Annotated in this window: 17 protein-coding genes; 10 read left to right on the top strand and 7 right to left on the bottom strand. The window is 71.2% G+C overall.

All coding sequences use genetic code 11. The features are described from left to right. Window positions 1-226: 226 nt before the first annotated feature. Entirely contained in the window at window positions 227-592 is a 366-nt protein-coding gene (locus ACZ7OO_RS29720) for a DUF779 domain-containing protein (protein WP_471509337.1), read from the top strand. A 116-nt stretch (window positions 593-708) separates the two neighbouring features. Beyond that, window positions 709-1,908: a phosphodiester glycosidase family protein gene (locus ACZ7OO_RS29715; RefSeq protein ID WP_471509335.1), complete on the top strand. Its 1,200-nt coding sequence runs from the start codon at window positions 709-711 to the stop codon at window positions 1,906-1,908. Between the two features lie 49 nt (window positions 1,909-1,957). On the opposite strand, the gene ACZ7OO_RS29710 is transcribed toward ACZ7OO_RS29715, so the two are convergent. The 6 genes from ACZ7OO_RS29710 to ACZ7OO_RS29685 all read right to left on the bottom strand — a co-directional run bounded on the left by ACZ7OO_RS29710 (window position 1,958) and on the right by ACZ7OO_RS29685 (window position 7,222). Beyond that, complete coding sequence (locus ACZ7OO_RS29710; RefSeq protein WP_362562152.1) at window positions 1,958-2,152, bottom strand: hypothetical protein; 195 nt, start codon at window positions 2,150-2,152, stop codon at window positions 1,958-1,960. 102 nt (window positions 2,153-2,254) lie between these two features. Further along, window positions 2,255-3,118 (bottom strand): phosphatidylinositol-specific phospholipase C/glycerophosphodiester phosphodiesterase family protein, encoded by an 864-nt coding sequence (locus ACZ7OO_RS29705; protein ID WP_471509333.1) that lies wholly within the window; start codon window positions 3,116-3,118, stop codon window positions 2,255-2,257. Between the two features lie 211 nt (window positions 3,119-3,329). Beyond that, on the bottom strand, window positions 3,330-4,412 hold the full coding sequence (locus tag ACZ7OO_RS29700; protein WP_471509331.1) for an acyl-CoA dehydrogenase family protein: 1,083 nt from the start codon (window positions 4,410-4,412) through the stop codon (window positions 3,330-3,332). Then, window positions 4,409-5,590: an acyl-CoA dehydrogenase family protein gene (locus ACZ7OO_RS29695; RefSeq protein ID WP_471509330.1), complete on the bottom strand. Its 1,182-nt coding sequence runs from the start codon at window positions 5,588-5,590 to the stop codon at window positions 4,409-4,411. The genes ACZ7OO_RS29700 and ACZ7OO_RS29695 overlap by 4 nt, the downstream gene beginning before the upstream one ends. Next, window positions 5,587-6,555, bottom strand: coding sequence for an NADPH:quinone oxidoreductase family protein (locus tag ACZ7OO_RS29690; protein ID WP_471509328.1), 969 nt, complete (start codon window positions 6,553-6,555; stop codon window positions 5,587-5,589). The genes ACZ7OO_RS29695 and ACZ7OO_RS29690 overlap by 4 nt, the downstream gene beginning before the upstream one ends. A gap of 91 nt (window positions 6,556-6,646) precedes the next feature. Continuing rightward, window positions 6,647-7,222: a helix-turn-helix domain-containing protein gene (locus ACZ7OO_RS29685; protein WP_471509327.1), complete on the bottom strand. Its 576-nt coding sequence runs from the start codon at window positions 7,220-7,222 to the stop codon at window positions 6,647-6,649. A 78-nt stretch (window positions 7,223-7,300) separates the two neighbouring features. Between ACZ7OO_RS29685 and ACZ7OO_RS29680 the strand changes: the two genes are divergently transcribed. The 5 genes from ACZ7OO_RS29680 (at window position 7,301) to ACZ7OO_RS29660 (ending at window position 11,988) form a co-directional block, all read left to right on the top strand. Then, a complete protein-coding gene (locus ACZ7OO_RS29680; RefSeq protein ID WP_471509325.1) occupies window positions 7,301-8,230 on the top strand; it encodes an NAD(P)/FAD-dependent oxidoreductase in 930 nt (309 codons plus the stop codon). A gap of 30 nt (window positions 8,231-8,260) precedes the next feature. Beyond that, window positions 8,261-9,799, top strand: coding sequence for an ATP-dependent DNA ligase (locus ACZ7OO_RS29675; protein ID WP_471509323.1), 1,539 nt, complete (start codon window positions 8,261-8,263; stop codon window positions 9,797-9,799). Next, entirely contained in the window at window positions 9,796-10,260 is a 465-nt protein-coding gene (locus ACZ7OO_RS29670; RefSeq protein WP_471509321.1) for an NUDIX hydrolase, read from the top strand. Before ACZ7OO_RS29675 ends, ACZ7OO_RS29670 begins: the two co-directional genes overlap by 4 nt. 75 nt (window positions 10,261-10,335) lie before the next feature. Then, on the top strand, window positions 10,336-11,721 hold the full coding sequence (locus ACZ7OO_RS29665) for an NADP-dependent succinic semialdehyde dehydrogenase (protein WP_471509319.1): 1,386 nt from the start codon (window positions 10,336-10,338) through the stop codon (window positions 11,719-11,721). A gap of 24 nt (window positions 11,722-11,745) precedes the next feature. Then, window positions 11,746-11,988 carry a DUF6213 family protein gene (locus ACZ7OO_RS29660; protein ID WP_471509317.1) on the top strand — a complete coding sequence of 81 codons (243 nt, stop codon included), beginning with the start codon at window positions 11,746-11,748 and terminating at the stop codon, window positions 11,986-11,988. Here the strand turns inward: ACZ7OO_RS29660 and ACZ7OO_RS29655 are convergent. Next, window positions 11,981-12,643 carry a thiaminase II/PqqC family protein gene (locus ACZ7OO_RS29655; protein WP_471509315.1) on the bottom strand — a complete coding sequence of 221 codons (663 nt, stop codon included), beginning with the start codon at window positions 12,641-12,643 and terminating at the stop codon, window positions 11,981-11,983. The genes ACZ7OO_RS29660 and ACZ7OO_RS29655 overlap by 8 nt on opposite strands. A 185-nt stretch (window positions 12,644-12,828) precedes the next feature. On the opposite strand from ACZ7OO_RS29655, the gene ACZ7OO_RS29650 reads away from it, so the two are divergent. Genes ACZ7OO_RS29650 through ACZ7OO_RS29640 form a run of 3 tightly spaced genes read left to right on the top strand, consistent with a single transcriptional unit; the run spans window position 12,829 to window position 15,654 of the window. Further along, window positions 12,829-13,893 (top strand): type III polyketide synthase, encoded by a 1,065-nt coding sequence (locus ACZ7OO_RS29650; protein WP_471509313.1) that lies wholly within the window; start codon window positions 12,829-12,831, stop codon window positions 13,891-13,893. Beyond that, window positions 13,890-15,125 (top strand): cytochrome P450, encoded by a 1,236-nt coding sequence (locus ACZ7OO_RS29645; RefSeq protein WP_471509311.1) that lies wholly within the window; start codon window positions 13,890-13,892, stop codon window positions 15,123-15,125. Before ACZ7OO_RS29650 ends, ACZ7OO_RS29645 begins: the two co-directional genes overlap by 4 nt. A 16-nt stretch (window positions 15,126-15,141) precedes the next feature. Beyond that, complete coding sequence (locus ACZ7OO_RS29640) at window positions 15,142-15,654, top strand: cupin domain-containing protein (protein WP_352222288.1); 513 nt, start codon at window positions 15,142-15,144, stop codon at window positions 15,652-15,654. The last annotated feature ends 14 nt before the right edge of the window (window positions 15,655-15,668 follow it).

The raw sequence follows: 15,668 nt of genomic DNA, 5'->3' as shown, positions 1-15,668 counted from the left end.
TCCCGCCGGGTCTCACCGTGCACGCGGTCGGGCCCGCCGTGGGCGACAGCGCCGGGCTGCTGGGTGCCCGCCGGGGCCCTCGGCCCGCTGCTCCCCGCGAACCGGGCGACCGGCGCCCGTACCGCGGCGGCTCCGCCCACCGAGTGGTCAACGACCGCCTCTGGACCGTCCGGTGAGCAGGGGTGAGACTGAGGGGATCCGACGCCCCGGCCCCAGGACGGTGACCATGGACGACCAGACAGCACCCCCGCGCGTCGAACTCACCCCGCAGGCCGCCGAGCTGGTGCGCCGGCTGCGCGCCGAGCACGGCCCGCTGATGTTCCACCAGTCCGGCGGCTGCTGCGACGGCAGCGCACCCATGTGCTACCCGGACGGCGAGTTCCGCACCGGCGGCTCGGACGTGCTGCTGGCCGAGCTGGCAGTGGACGGCGTCGAGGAGCCGGTCACCTTCTGGATGTCCCGCAGCCAGTTCGAGGCGTGGAGCCACACCCGGCTGATCGTGGACGTTGTACCCGGACGGGGTGGCGGTTTCTCCCTGGAGGCACCCGAGGGGGTGCGTTTTCTCACCCGTTCTCGCGTAGTCGACGGTTAGCCGCCCCGCCGGCCACTCTCGTCTGCTGCACTTCCCTGAGTCCTGAGGTACTTGACGAGACATCAGGGGGTGCGGTGACGCATCGTCAGAGACGACTTGCAGCGACGACCCGAACTGTGTTCACCATTCTCACGACATCCGGCGTGCTGGCCGGTGCGGCCCTGGCGGGGGCGGCACCGGCCGGCGCCGTGTCGGGCACCGGACGGCTCGCGTCCGGCGTCACCTACCGGCAGTTCGACGTCACGGCGGCCAAGGGCACGGTCCACGCCCATCTGCTGACCGTCGACCTGACCAACCCGCACGTCCACGTGGACCTCCTCCACCCTGGCGCGGTGGCCGCACGGTCGCCGGTGTCCACGATGGCGAACGCTGCGGGCGCGGTCGCGGGCGTGAACGGCGACTTCTTCAACATCACCGAGACCCAGCACCCGGGCGTCGAGGCGACCGGCGCGAGCGTCGGCCCCGCGATCGCCGAAGGCCGGCTGCTCAAGGCGGCGGTGCCGAAGGCCCAGCGGTTCGGCCCCTCGCTGCCGCCCGGCACCGACACCACCGACGTCTTCGGCGTCGGCGTGGACCGCCGGGCCCGGCTCGACCGGCTGACGCTGGTCGGGACCGTCCGCACCCCGGCCGGGAACCTCGCGCTGCGGGGGCTCAACCAGTACGCGCTGGCACAGGACTCCATCGGCGCCTACACCGCCGTCTGGGGCTCGGCCTCCCGCAAGCGCGCCACCTGCGGCTCGGACACCAACCGGGCGGCCGGATGCAGCACGGACACCTACGAGGTGCGGATCCGCGGCGGCAAGGTCGTCGCCACCTCCACCAGCCCGGGCAGCGGCGCCATCGCGCCGGGTACGACCGTCCTGCTGGGCCGGGAGGCGGGCGCGGACAAGCTGCGCGACCTCACCAAGGGCGAACGGGTCACGGTAGGGAAGCAGATGGTGGCGTCCGCTTCCAGGGTCCCCTACAGCTTCGCGGTCGGCGGCTACCCCGTGCTGCGCGGCGGCGAGCCGCTGGCCGGGCTCAACGACACCACCGCCGCCGTACGCACCGCCGTGGGATACGCGAGCGGCGGGCACAAGCTGCTGCTGTTCGCACTCGACGGCGCGGCGGCCTACCGTAGCGGTATGACCATCGCCGAAGTCGCCGACGAGATGCGTGGGTTGGGAGCGATCGACGCGTTCAGCCTGGACGGCGGCGGCTCCACGACGCTGGTGGCCCGCACCGCGGGCGACAAGACGGTGAGCGTGCTCAACCACCCGACCGAGAGCCCGGAACGCGCCGTGGCGAACGGGATCGGGGTCTTCTGGAAACCCTGACCGGAAGCCACTGACCGGGTTGCCCCGTCCGCGGCCCTGAGCGTCCGGCTCAGGGCCGCAGACTGCTCACCAGGTCGGCGGTCGCGGTGAGCCCGCTGCTGATGGTGGGCGCCATGCTGGTGCTGGCCAGATAGAAGCCGAGCAGCATACAGACCAGGGCGTGCGAGATCTTCAGCGCGCCCTGGCGCATGAAGAGCACGGCCAGGAACAGAAGCAGCAGCACCACAGAGATGGAAACGGCCATCGCGAACCTCCTCCGCCACGCCCGTTTCGGGGCGTTCGGCCGTAAGTGTGGCGTAGCAGAGGGTAGGTCCGGGCGGTCGACACGTGCCCCGTTCGGGTGGTGTTACGACGCCCGGTGGGTGTCCAGGAAGGCTTCCAGGCCGGCCAGGTCGTCGGTGTTGAAGTAGTCGACGTCGGCAGCGAGCAGTTCGCTCCACAGCGCGTCGCGCGCCGGTCCGGCCACGTCCGGGGTGGCCCAGAACCGTACCGTCTGCCCGTGCGCGTGCGCGTCCTGGATGATGCCGCGCAGCTTCTGCCGCTCGGCCTCCGGGAAGTCGCCCTCGCCGAGCCAGGTGAAGTTGAGGGTCCAGTTGTCGCTGATCAGCGGGACGAAGGAGGCGGGCGCCGAAGTGCCCAGGTCGGTGAGCCGGCCGTCGTAGAAGGCCCGGCGCACGGTCTGCGCCTCCATCGGCGTACGCGCGGCGCGGTCGCCGGAGATGACGTTGGTGACGGCACCGGGGATGACCCGGCCGTGGGCGTACGTCGTGAACAGGTGCTTGTAGCGCCGCAGGTGCCGGTCGAGTTCGAGGTACGTCGACGAGCCCTCGGTCTTGATGTCGATGAGCAGCTGCAACGGCTCGTGCCAACCCCGGTACACGCAGCCGTGGTTGGCCTTCACGATCCGGGCCAGCGGGTCGAGGTAGAGGGACTCCAGGGTGCGGCTCGGGTCGAGGTCGTCCTCGGTGTGGCCGATGAGGAGCTGGTCACCGACGAGGAAGATGTCGGCCTCGACACTGCCGAAGCGGTGGTCGAGGGCGTCGAGGAGGGGGTGGGTGTGCTCGTAGTCGTTGTGGGCGTGGGCACGCCACAGCGGACGCGGGCCGCGGTGGCCGCCGCCCGCCCAGGCCTGCGCGCCGGGCAGCACGACGGCACCGGCGAGGGCGGCACCGAGGGTGGTGAGGGCTCTGCGACGGGTGGTGAGGGCCATGTGCTCTGCCTCCCTTGTAGGGCCATGAGGGACCCAAGGGAGTATGCGGGCGAGCAGAGCCCAAATGGTGTGGGCGTGAGGGGAATTGGCGGGACTGCCACCCCAGGTTCACTTCAGGCGCGCTCAAAGGGGCGCGAGGCTGTATCGAATACGCGGCTTCGCCGCGGGTGCGCGACCAGCTCCCACGCACCCGCAGCCGAGATCCGCCACGTCACGGCGCTTGAAGATCGACCAGTTCGGCCAAGGCCCCCCGATGCACCCCCGCCGTACCAAAGGCAATGGAATTGGCCTTGGCCCGCTTCAGATACAGATGGATCGGATGTTCCCAGGTCATCCCGATCCCCGCATGCAACTGCAGCGCCTCCTCCGCCGCATGCACGGCAACCGGCCCCGCATAAGCCTGCGCAACGGCCACCAGCACATCGGCATCCTCGCCGGAGGCCAGCGCATCGGCGGCTCCCCGCGCGGCGGCCCGAACGTTCACGACCTCCAGCCACAGCTGCGCGAGCCGGTGCTTGAGCGCCTGGAAGCCACCCACCGGCCGGTTGAACTGCTTGCGCTCCTTGAGGTACCGCACGGTCTCGGTCAACGCCCAGTCGGCGACCCCGAACTGCTCGGAGGCCAGCAGCCCGGCCCCGGCCCGCAGCGCGCGCCGTACGGCGGGTTCGGCGTCGCCCACCCGACGCCCGACGGCCCCGTCGAGGGTGACCGTGGCGAGCGGCCGGGTCGGGTCGAAGGACACCTGCGGGGTGACCGTGACGGCCGTCGCCTCGACGGCGTACAGTCCGCCGTCGTCTCCCGGCACCAGCAGCACATCCGCGGCGACCGCGTCCGCGACCCCGGTCAACTCACCGTGCAGACGGTTCTCTTCGACGCGCACGGCCTTGAAGCCGGCGCCCGGAGCGATGTGCAGCCCCACTGCCAGGACACCGACGGTCCGGCCGGAGGCCAGCTTCCCGAGCAGTTCCTCGTCACCGCAGGCCAGCAGCGCCTCCGTGGCCACGACCGCGCTGCTCAGATACGGCACGGGCGCCACCGCCCGCCCCAGCTCCTCGAGGACGACGGCGACCTCGCGGTGCGAGGCGCCCTGGCCGCCCAGCTTCTCCGGCACCAGCAGCCCCGCGAGGCCCATGCCGTCCGCGAGGGCCGCCCAGGCCTTCAGGTCGTGCGGGGCGCCGGACTCGGTGCGCGCGATGACACCGGGCGCGTCGCAGTGGTCGGCGAGCAGGTCCCGTACGGCGGCCCGCAGCGCCTCTTCCTCCTCCGAGTACAGCAGGTCGGGCTGCGTTGTCATCGGGCCAGGTCCTTCCAGGCGACGTCCTTGTCGGTGCGCGGCTCGGCCGGCAGGCCCAGTACACGCTCGGCGACGATGTTCAGCAGGACCTCGCTGGTCCCGCCCTCGATGCTGTTGCCCTTGGCGCGGAGGTAGCGGTAGCCGGCGTCCCGGCCGACGAAGTCCACCAGTTCGGGTCGGCGCATGCTCCAGTCGTCGTACAACAGGCCTTCCTCGCCCCGGAGTTCGACCTCCAGGCCGCTGATCTCCTGGTTGAGGCGGGCGAAGGCGAGTTTCATTCCGGCGCCCTCGGGTCCTGGCTGTCCGGCGACGAGCTGCTGGCGCAGCCGCTCGGCGGTGAGCCGGGCGACCTCGGACTCGACCCACAGCTTCAGCAGCCGCTGGTGCAGGTCGTGGGTGCGCAGTTCGGGGCGTTCACGCCAGGTCCTGGCGACCGGGCCGATCATGCCGCCCTCGCGGGGCAGCCGCATCCCGCCGATGGCGACGCGCTCGTTGTTCAGCGTGGTCTGCGCGACCCGCCAGCCGTCACCGATCCCGCCGAGGCGGCGGGAGTCGGGGATCCGGACATCGGTGAGGAAGACCTCGTTGAACTCGGCCTCGCCGGTGATCTGCCGCAGCGGGCGGACGTCCACGCCCGGGTCGGTCATGTCGCAGATGAAGTAGGTGATGCCGGCGTGCTTGGGCACGTTCGGGTCGGTGCGGGCGATGAGGATGGCCCAGCGGGCGTTGTGCGCACCGGACGTCCACACCTTCTGCCCGTTGACTATCCAGTCCTGGCCCTCCCGGACGGCCCGGGTGCCGAGCGCTGCCAGGTCGGAGCCGGCGCCGGGCTCGCTGAACAGCTGGCACCAGACCTCCTCGCCGATCCACAGCGGCCGCAGATAGCGCTGCTTCTGCTCTTGAGTGCCGTACTTCAGGATGGTCGGCGCGGCCATGCCGAGCCCGATGCCGTTGCGCCGCGAGTCGTTGTCGGGGGCGCCCGCCGCCTCCAGTTCGGCGTCCACCACGACCTGGAGGGAGCGAGGGGCGCCCAGGCCGCCGAGGCCCTCCGGGTAGTGCACCCAGGCGAGTCCCGCGTCGAAGCGGGCCTTGAGGAAGTCCAGTCTGTCCGTGTCGGCCGGCGGGTGCGCGGCCAGCAACTCGGCCGTGCGGCGCCTGAGTTCGGCGGCGTCGGTCATGCGCCGGCTCCCTTCGGTACGACGGTGACCCGGCCGGTGGTGACGCCGTCACCGACCCGCTGCACGGCCGCCGCGGCCTCGGACAACGGGACCCGCTCGCTGATCAGCGGCTTGATGGCACCACTCGCGGCCAGCTCGGTGAGCTGCTCGTGGCAGTGCAGGATCAGCTTGGGGTTCTTGGTGGCGTACAGGCCCCAGTGCAGGCCCATGATCGAGTAGTTCTTCACCAGGGCGTGGTTGAGCGCCGGGCTGGGGATGGTGCCGCTGGCGAAGCCGATGACCACGATCCGGCCCTCGAAGGCGACGACCTTGGTCGACTGCGTGTACGCCTCGCCGCCGACCGGATCGTAGATCACGTCGGCGCCCCGGCCACCGGTGGCCTCCTTCACGGCGGCGACCACGTCCTCGGCGCGCCGGTCGATCACCACGTCACAGCCCAGCCCGCGGGCCACCGCGGCCTTGTCGGCGCCGCCCACCACGCCGATGACGGTCGCCCCGGCCGCCTTCCCGAGCTGTACGGCGGCGCTGCCGACCCCGCCTGCGGCGGCGTGCACCAGCAGCGTCTCGCCGGCCTGGAGTCCCGCCCGGCGGTGCAGTCCGAACCAGCCCGTCTGGTAGCCGATGTGCAGAGCGGCGGCCTCGGCGTCGTCCAGCGCGTCCGGCGCCGGCAGCAGGGCGGCCGCGTCCGCGACCGCGTACTCGGCGAAACCGCCGTACGGCAGCGCGGGGTTGGCGATCACCCGGCGCCCGTCCTCGGTCTCACCGCAGATCTCCACACCGGGGGTGAACGGCAGCGGGGGGCGCACCTGGTAGTGGCCCCGGCACATCAGCACATCGGGGAAGTTGATGTTGGCGGCGCGCACCCTCAGCAGGACCTGGCCGTCGCCCGGCGTGGGCCGCTCCGCCTCCTGGAGCCGCATCACCTCGCTCGGCTCGCCGTTCTCGTGCACTTGCCATGCCTGCATGCGGTGCCTCCACAGACTGCTGCGTCAGGGTCCACCGCATACTAAGCGGTCGCTTGCCACTGAGGGAACAGCCGGCGGCACAGCGGACGCGTCACGTCGTGCGCCTCGGCCGCGCCCGCACGTGCATCCGCTCCCCCTGCGGCCCGAACAGGCTGAGGAACTCCACCGGCCCGTCGCCCGTCGACCCGAACCAGTGCGGCACCCGGGTGTCGAACTCGGCCGCCTCCCCCGCGCCCAGGACGACGTCATGCTCGCCGAGCACCAGGCGCAGCTTCCCGGACAGCACGTACAACCACTCGTAGCCCTCGTGGGTCCGCAGCTCGGGATCGAGTTTCCGCTTCGGTTCGAGCACCTTGAAGGCCTGAAGGCCGCCGGGCTGCCGGGTCAGCGGCAAGAAGGTACGGCCGTACCGCTCCATCGGCTTGGCCCGCACCCGGGGATCCCCGACCGGCGGGGCGCCGACCAGTTCGTCCAGGGGCACCTGATGGGCCTGCGCGATCGGCAGCAGCAGCTCCAGGCTGGGCTTGCGCAGCCCCGCTTCCAGCCGGGAGAGGGTGCTGACCGAGATGCCGGTGGTCTCGGAGAGGGCGGCGAGGGTGACCTCCCGCTCCTTGCGGAGCCGGCGCAGCCGGGGGCCCACTCCCGCGAGAACGTCGTCCGTAGTCATGGATGCATTGCAGTTTCGGCAAAGACGTTTGTCAATACGGCAGGGGGTGCGCGACCGTCGCCAACGGAGGTGGTCACCATGACCGATACGTACGAAGTGGTCGTCGTCGGAGGCGGCGCGGCCGGGCTGTCCGCGGCCCTGGTCCTGGGCCGGGCCAGGCGCCGCACCCTGGTCGTCGACACGGGCGAGCCGCGCAACGCCCCCGCCGCCCATATGCAGGGCTTTCTGTCCCGGGACGGCATGCCGCCCGCGGAGTTCCTCGCCGTCGGCCGCGAGGAGATCGCGCGATACGGCGTGGAGCTGGTCCGGGACCGGGCGGTGGACGCTGCCAGGGACGGCGACTTCACGGTGTCGCTGGCGAGCGGAGGCAAGGTCCGGGCCCGGCAGCTGGTGGTGGCCACCGGCCTCAGGGACGAGCTGCCACCCGTGCCCGGCGTGGCCGAGCGGTTCGGCCGCGATGTGGTGCACTGCCCGTACTGCCACGGCTGGGAGGTCCGCGACCAGGCCTTCGGCGTGCTGGCCACGACCCCGATGAGCGTGCACCAGGCACTGATGGTCACCCAGTGGTCCAAGGACGTCACCCTCTTCCTGCACCGGGTCCCCGAGTCGGAGCTGACCGACGACGACCTGCGGCGGCTGACCGTGGCCGGGGTCCGGGTGGTGCCCGGCGAGGTCGCGGCACTGCGGATCGAGGACGACCGGCTCACGGGTGTGCGGCTCATCGACGGGAGCGTGCACCGGCGGGAGGCCCTGTTCGTCGCCCCGCGCCCGGTTCCGCAGAACGACCTGCTGCTGAAGCTGGGTGCGGAGCTGCGGGAGACTCCCTTCGGCGCCTACCCGGTGATCGACGAGCGGGGCCTGACGACCGTGCCCGGGCTGTGGGCGGCCGGCAACGCGAGCGGGTTCGCCGAGCAGGTGGTCAACGCGGTCAGCCGTGGCTACCGCGCCGGTGCGGCGATCAACGGCGAGCTGCTCTTCGCGGACCTGGACGCCGTCGTGCGGGTGTAGTCCGGACCCACCCGTTGCACCATTGGCTGCATGCTGCTGACCCGGCTCGCCGAAGTGTCCCGGGACGTCGCCGCCACCGCGGCCCGGTCCCGAAAGACCGCGCTGCTCGCCGGCCTCTTCCGGGAGACGGCCCCGGACGACGTACCGATCGTCATCCCCTATCTCGCCGGCCGTCTCCCGCAGGGCCGCCTCGGCGTCGGCTGGAAGGTGCTGAGCCGGCCGGTCCCGCCGGCCGCCGAGCCGTCCCTCACCGTCCGCGAGGTCGATGCCCGGCTCACCGAGCTGGGCAAGGTCGCCGGGCCCGGTTCGCAGGCCGAACGCGCCCGGATCGTCGCCGAGCTGATGGGTGCGGCGACGGCCGACGAGCAGCGCTTCCTGCTGGGGCTGATCACCGGTGAGGTACGGCAGGGCGCCCTGGACGCGGTGGCCGTCGAGGGGCTCGCGCAGGCGACCGGCGCGGACGCGGCCGACGTGCGCCGGGCGGTGATGCTCGCCGGGTCCCTCCAGACGGTGGCCGAGGCGCTGCTCGCGGACGGCCCGCCGGCCCTCGACCGCTTCCGGCTCACCGTAGGCCGCCCGGTGCTGCCCATGCTGGCGCACACCGCCTCCTCGGTCGCCGAGGCGGTCGGGAAACTGGGCGCCTGTGCGGTCGAGGAGAAGCTGGACGGCATCCGGGTCCAGGTCCACCGGGACGGCGACACGGTACGGATCTACACCCGCACGCTGGACGACATCACCGACCGCCTCCCCGAAGTGACCTCCGCCGCACTGGAATTGACGGGCGACCGGTTCATCCTGGACGGCGAGGTGATCTCCTTCGACGCCGACGGCCGCCCCCGCTCCTTCCAGGAGACGGCGGGCCGGGTCGGCTCCCGGACGGACGTGGCGAAGGTCGCCCGGGAGGTCCCGGTCTCCCCCGTGTTCTTCGACGCGCTCTCGGTCGGCGACCACGATCTCCTCGACCTCCCCTTCGCCGAACGGCACACGGAGCTGGCCCGTCTGGTCCCCGAGCCGATGCGGGTCCGCCGGGCGCTGGTGTCCGGGCCCGAGGACACGGCAGCCGCCGAGGAGTTCCTCGCCGCCACCCTGGCCCGCGGCCACGAGGGCGTGGTCGTCAAGACCCTGGACGCTCCTTACAGCGCGGGCCGGCGCGGCGCCTCCTGGCTGAAGGTCAAGCCGGTGCACACCCTCGACCTGGTCGTCCTGGCCGCCGAGTGGGGGCACGGCAGGCGCACCGGCAAGCTCTCCAACCTCCACCTCGGCGCCCGCACCCCGGACGGCGGCTTCGCCATGCTCGGCAAGACCTTCAAGGGCATGACCGACGCGATGCTGGAGTGGCAGACCGCCCGGCTCCGGGAGCTGGAGGTCTCGGACAACGGCTGGGTGGTGACCGTACGCCCCGAACTCGTCGTCGAGATCGCCTACGACGGCATCCAGAGGTCCTCCCGCTACCCGGCCGGCGTCACCCTGCGCTTCGCCCGGGTCGTCCGCTATCGCGAGGACAAGCGGCCGGAGGAGGCCGATACGGTGGAGACCCTGCTGGCCGCCCACCCGGAGGTACGGCCTTGACGGAGCCGAGGCGAAGCGCCGGACTGCTCTTGTTCCGGCACACCGACGACGGCGTCGAGGTGTTGCTCGGCCATATGGGCGGCCCCTACTTCGCGAAGAAGGACGCGGGCGCGTGGACCGTCCCCAAGGGCGAGTACGAGCCCGGCGAACCCGCCTGGGAGGCGGCCCGCCGTGAGTTCCAGGAGGAGCTGGGCCTGCCGCCGGACGGCGAGGCGCTCGACCTCGGCGAGGTCCGGCAGACCAACGGCAAGATCGTGACGGCGTGGGCGATCGAGGCGGACCTGGACCCGGCCGCGATCGAACCCGGCACCTTCACGATGGAGTGGCCGCCGCGGTCGGGCCGGATCCAGGAGTTCCCCGAGCTGGACCGCGTGGCCTGGCTCCGCCCCGACCGGGCCCGTGAGGTGATCGTCAAGGCGCAGGCCGCGTTTCTCGACCGGCTGGCTGAGCACACGGACTGAACAGATGCGTACGCGTTGCGGTTCACCGGACCGCGCGCGAAGGTCGAAGCAAGCCCGCTCCCAGGGAGGTCAGCCATGCCCATCGCGACGGTGAACCCGGCGACCGGTGAGACGCTCGAAACGTTCGACGCCATGGACGAGGACGAACTCGAACGCCGGCTCGAACTCGCGGAGGCGACGTTCCGCACGTACCGCACGACCAGCTTCGCCGAGCGCGCCCGGCTGCTGCACCGGGCCGCCGACCTGCTGGACGCGGACCAGGACGACATCGCACGCACGATGACCACGGAGATGGGCAAGCCGCTGGCGCAGGCCCGCGCGGAGGCCGCGAAGTGCGCGAAGGCGATGCGCTGGTACGCCGACCACGCGGAGGAGCTGCTGGCCGACGAGGAGCCGGCGGAGACGGATGTGAAGGAGTCGGGGGCGTCGCGGGTGCGGGTGCGCTACCGCCCGCTCGGGCCGGTGCTGGCCGTGATGCCGTGGAACTTCCCGCTCTGGCAGGTGGTCCGGTTCGCCGCGCCGGCGCTGATGGCCGGCAATGTGGGCCTGCTCAAGCACGCGTCGAACGTTCCGCAGACCGCCCTGTATCTGGAGGACCTCTTCCACCGGGCGGGTTTCCGGGAGGGCTGCTTCCAGACCCTGCTGATCGGTTCCGGAGCGGTCGACGACATCCTGCGCGACGAGCGGGTGCGGGCGGCCACGCTCACCGGCAGCGAACCCGCGGGCCGCGCGGTCGCCGCCACCGCCGGCGAGATGATCAAGAAGACGGTGCTGGAACTGGGCGGCAGCGACCCCTACGTGGTGATGCCGTCGGCGGACATCGACCGCGCCGCGAAGATCGCGGTGACCGCGCGGGTGCAGAACAACGGGCAGTCGTGCATCGCCGCGAAGCGGTTCATCGTGCACACGGATGTCTACGACGCGTTCGCCGAGCGGTTCGTCGCGGGCATGGAGGCGCTGCGGACGGGCGACCCGATGGACGAGGAAACGGACGTCGGGCCGCTGTCGAGCGAACAGGGACGGGCCGACCTGGAGGAGCTCGTCGAGGACGCGAAGCGGTCGGGTGCGCGGGTGCTGTGCGGCGGGGAGCGGCCGGAGGGGCCCGGCTGGTACTACCCGCCGACCGTGCTCGCCGGGATCCACCGCGATATGCGCATCCACCGCGAGGAGGCGTTCGGGCCGGTGGCCACGCTCTACCGGGCCGCGGACCTGGACGAGGCGGTTCTCATCGCCAACGACTCGCCCTTCGGACTGAGTTCGAACGTGTGGACGCGGGACGAGGCCGAGGTGGACCGGTTCGTACGGGATCTGGAGGCCGGTGGCGTGTTCGTCAACGGCATGACCGCCTCCCACCCGGCGTTTCCGTTCGGAGGTGTGAAGCGGTCCGGATACGGGCGTGAGCTGTCCGGGCACGGAATCCGGGAGTTCTGCAACATCACCACCGTTTGGCAGGGTGCGTGACGGTCGCGCGGCTACGATCCGTGTGTGAACCGGGAAGTGACTCTGCCTCTGATCGTCGACGACCGCGGTACCTTGCAGGTGGCCGCGGCCGACGTGAGTAAGTTGTTGCGGACCGTGGGCGGGCGGTGGGTGCGGCTGGTGGAGGCCGGGGAGAGCGGGCTGGACGAGGACACGGTGGCCGCGCTGACCATCGAGCTGGCGAAGCTCGCCGACCGGATCGACGTGGCTTGTATCGCCCACAGCAGCGGGCAGGGCCCCGTTACGTAAGTCCGGGCAGCGACGTCCAGAACATCTCCTCGTACGCCTGGAGCAACCTGCCGTAGGTGTACACCCGCTTCTCGTCCAGGCGGCCCGAGTCGAGTCCCGCTTCCACCGCCGCCTCCGCCTGCCGCTCCAGGGCCGGGGCCGGTTCCGCGAAGAAGTCGAAGAAGGCGCAGGCCTCGTCCGTGAAGCCGTAGTGCGAGCGCAGGCCCTCGGCGATGCGGGCGCAATAGGTCCCCCAGGTCGCGAAGTTGGCCGTGACGGCCAGGACGGCGTCCGTCGGGGTCGCGTTCAGGGCGAGCCAGGAGATGTACGCCGGGTATGCCTGGCAGCCCGGTAGGGGTTCGTACGCTTGCAGGCGCCGATCATCCACTTCGCACGCCGCGGTGAGCGCGCCCAGCCGCTCTGCCGCCAGTTCCTCGCCCTCGGCCAGCATGGTGAAGAACCCGGCGGCCGCGGGCTCCTCGGCGGCGCGCTGCGCCAGATGCAGGAACGCGCGGTGGTCGGCGGGAATCACGTGGAGTTGTTCCAGGGCAAGTGCGGCGAGTGTCTCCAGGCTCGCCCGGCCGCTGGCGACGAGGGGGACCAGTGGATTGGCGTTCGGGTCCGGGGCAAGCTCTGACCTGGCCGTTTCCAGCATTTCGGTGGCCGTGCCGGGCATCGCGTCCTCCTCGTCTGGATACCTCTGTGCTGATCCGACCCTGACACGGGGTCACCGGTTCGGAGTAGTCCGGCGAGAGATCGTCGCTCTCACGGGTGATCGTGAGGGGACCACCTCCTGAGGTGAACCACCTCTCTGACCGGTCGGGCCAAAACCCGCCGGAAGGCTGAAAGCAGGCACGGTTCATGGCGACTTTGTGCAAACCCTCAGTGTCGGTCCCGGAGTACGTGATCACGATGGAGGAGACGCTCGAACTGGCGCGCTCCCACCACGAGAACCACCCGCAGCTGCCTTTGGCGCTGAGACTGATCGAGAACACGGGAGTTCGCACCCGGCACATCGTGCAGCCGATCGAGGAAACCCTCAAGCACCCCGGCTTCGAGGAGCGCAACAAGCTCTACGAGGTCGAGGCCAAGGCCCGGGTCCCCGCAGTGATCCAGCGAGCGCTCGACGACGCCGAACTGCTCACCAGCGACATCGACGTGATCATCTACGTCTCGTGCACGGGCTTCATGATGCCCTCGCTCACGGCGTGGCTGATCAACGAAATGGACTTCGACTCCACCACCCGCCAGCTCCCCATCGCGCAGCTCGGCTGCGCGGCCGGCGGAGCGGCGATCAACCGGGCGCACGACTTCTGCTCGGCGTACCCGGACGCCAACGCGCTCATCGTGGCCTGCGAGTTCTGCTCGCTGTGCTACCAGCCGACCGACCTCGGCGTCGGCTCGCTGCTCTCCAACGGCCTCTTCGGTGACGGCATAGCCGCCGCCGTGGTCCGCGGCAAGGGCGGCACCGGCGTCGAGCTCGAGCGCAACGGTTCGTACCTGATCCCCAAGACCGAGGAGTGGATCATGTACGACGTCCGGGCCACCGGGTTCCACTTCCTGCTGGACAAGCGGGTCCCGGCGACCATGGAACCGCTCGCGCCGGCTCTCCAGGACCTGGCAGGGCTGCACGGCTGGGACGCGTCCGACCTGGACTTCTACATAGTCCACGCGGGCGGGCCGCGGATCCTGGACGACCTGAGCAAGTTCCTCCAGGTCGATCCGCACGCGTTCCGGTTCAGCCGGTCCACGCTCACCGAGTACGGCAACATCGCCAGCGCCGTCGTCCTGGACGCACTGCGCCGGATGTTCGACGAGGGCGGTGCCGAGCACCAGGCGCGCGGCCTGCTGGCCGGCTTCGGTCCCGGCATCACCGCGGAAATGTCGCTGGGTCGCTGGCGGCGTTCGGACGAAGAGGCGGCATGACCGAAGAGACGCTCACCGAACCCCTGGACCCGGCCGCCGAGTCCGCCTGTCCGGTCCGGCACTGGCAGGTGCCGGACCTGGCGGGGGTGGACTTCGACCCCACTCTGGCCGAGCTGATGCGCGAGGGCCCGGTCACCCGGATCGAGCTCCCCAACGGCGAGGGCTGGGCCTGGCTGGTCACCCGGTACGACGACGTACGGATGGTGGCCAACGATCCCCGGTTCAGCCGCGAGGCGGTGATGGAGCAGCCGGTCACCCGGCTCGCCCCGCACTTCATCCCGGACCGCGGCGCGGTCGGCTTCCTCGACCCGCCCGACCACACCCGGCTGCGCCGGTCGGTGGCCTCCGCGCTCACCACCAAGGGTGTGGAACGGGTCCGCGAGAAGGCGCGCCGGATGCTGGACGAACTCATCGACGAACTCGTCCAGGACGGCCCGCCCGCCGACCTCACGGCGACGGTGCTGAGCCCCTTCCCCATCGCGGTGATCTGCGAGGTGATGGGAGTTCCGGCCGCCGACCGGCACACCATGCACATCTGGACCCAGCTGATCCTGTCCTCCAGCCACGGCAAGGAGGTCAGCGAGAAGGCCAAACGCGAGATGAGCGCCTACTTCGGCGACCTTGTCGCGCTGCGCGAGGGCAGTTCGGGCGAGGACGTGGCCTCCCTGCTGGGCGCGGCCGTGGGCCGCGGCGAGGTCACCCTGGAGGAGGCCGTCGGTCTCGCCGTCCTCCTCCAGATCGGCGGCGAGGCGGTCACCAACAACAGCGGGCAGATGTTCTACCTGCTGCTGACCCGCCCCGACCTCCTTGACCGGCTGCGCACCGAGCCGGAGATCCGCCCCCGGGCGATCGACGAACTGCTGCGCTACATCCCGCACCGCAGCGCGGTGGGACTGTCCCGGGTCGCCACGGAGGACGTGGAGATCAAGGGCGTACGGATCCGCGCGGGCGACCCGATCTATGTCTCGTACCTGGCCGCCAACCGCGACCCGGAGGTCTTCCCGGACCCGGAGACGATCGACTTCACCCGCAGTCCCAACCCGCATGTGTCCTTCGGGTTCGGCCCGCACTACTGCCCCGGCGGCCAGCTCGGCAGGCTGGAGGAGGAGCTGTTGGTCGACGCCCTCCTCGACCGGCTGCCCGGGCTGCGGCTCGCCGTGCCCCCGGAGCAGGTCCCGTTCAGGAAGGGCGCGTTGATCCGGGGACCCGAGGCCCTTCCGGTGACCTGGTGAGGGCCCGGTGACGGCGATGGAGGGACTCCTCGTACCGCCGGGCCACGGGCGCGTGGTCCACACGCCGGCCCAGCGTGTCACGTTCAAGGTGACGGGCACGCACTCGCGGACGGCCTCCACCTTCGAGGTGGAGGTCCCGCCGGGCTTCGACGTGGGCGCCCATGTGCACACCCGCAGCGAGGAGTTGTTCTACGTACTCGAAGGCGAGCTGGACGTCCTCGCCTTCGAGCCCCGTATCCGCACTCCCGACAACTGGCAGAAGTGGGAGTCGAGTTCGGGCACGAGGGTGGTGCGGGCGACCCCGGGCACGGTGATCGTCGTACCACCGGGGTGCCCGCACGCCTTCGCCAACCCTACGGAGACACCGGCGCGGATGTTCTTCCAGGCGTCTCCCCCACCGGATCACGAGCGCTACTTCGAGGAGTTGCTGGAGATCCTGGGCGCGGACGGTCCCCCGGACCACGAGGCGATCGAGGAACTACGCAGGCGTTACGACATCGAGCAACTGACGCCTCTGAAGCACCAGTGAGGAGACTTGCCCCT

Source organism: Streptomyces sp. NPDC111744, from assembly GCF_055634995.1.
This window is presented reverse-complemented; position numbering and strand designations above follow the sequence as displayed.

Excerpts from the sequence above, each read along its gene's own strand:
- ACZ7OO_RS29685 (WP_471509327.1), bottom strand. The coding sequence starts at position 7,222 with ATGACTACGGACGACGTTCTCGCGGGAGTGGGCCCCCGGCTGCGCCGG.
- ACZ7OO_RS29665 (WP_471509319.1), top strand. The coding sequence starts at position 10,336 with ATGCCCATCGCGACGGTGAACCCGGCGACCGGTGAGACGCTCGAAACG.
- ACZ7OO_RS29705 (WP_471509333.1), bottom strand. The coding sequence starts at position 3,118 with ATGGCCCTCACCACCCGTCGCAGAGCCCTCACCACCCTCGGTGCCGCC.
- ACZ7OO_RS29710 (WP_362562152.1), bottom strand. The coding sequence starts at position 2,152 with ATGGCCGTTTCCATCTCTGTGGTGCTGCTGCTTCTGTTCCTGGCCGTG.
- ACZ7OO_RS29640 (WP_352222288.1), top strand. The coding sequence starts at position 15,142 with ATGGAGGGACTCCTCGTACCGCCGGGCCACGGGCGCGTGGTCCACACG.
- ACZ7OO_RS29695 (WP_471509330.1), bottom strand. The coding sequence starts at position 5,590 with ATGACCGACGCCGCCGAACTCAGGCGCCGCACGGCCGAGTTGCTGGCC.
- ACZ7OO_RS29720 (WP_471509337.1), top strand. The coding sequence starts at position 227 with ATGGACGACCAGACAGCACCCCCGCGCGTCGAACTCACCCCGCAGGCC.
- ACZ7OO_RS29675 (WP_471509323.1), top strand. The coding sequence starts at position 8,261 with ATGCTGCTGACCCGGCTCGCCGAAGTGTCCCGGGACGTCGCCGCCACC.
- ACZ7OO_RS29680 (WP_471509325.1), top strand. The coding sequence starts at position 7,301 with ATGACCGATACGTACGAAGTGGTCGTCGTCGGAGGCGGCGCGGCCGGG.
- ACZ7OO_RS29690 (WP_471509328.1), bottom strand. The coding sequence starts at position 6,555 with ATGCAGGCATGGCAAGTGCACGAGAACGGCGAGCCGAGCGAGGTGATG.
- ACZ7OO_RS29655 (WP_471509315.1), bottom strand. The coding sequence starts at position 12,643 with ATGCCCGGCACGGCCACCGAAATGCTGGAAACGGCCAGGTCAGAGCTT.
- ACZ7OO_RS29650 (WP_471509313.1), top strand. The coding sequence starts at position 12,829 with ATGGCGACTTTGTGCAAACCCTCAGTGTCGGTCCCGGAGTACGTGATC.
- ACZ7OO_RS29700 (WP_471509331.1), bottom strand. The coding sequence starts at position 4,412 with ATGACAACGCAGCCCGACCTGCTGTACTCGGAGGAGGAAGAGGCGCTG.
- ACZ7OO_RS29645 (WP_471509311.1), top strand. The coding sequence starts at position 13,890 with ATGACCGAAGAGACGCTCACCGAACCCCTGGACCCGGCCGCCGAGTCC.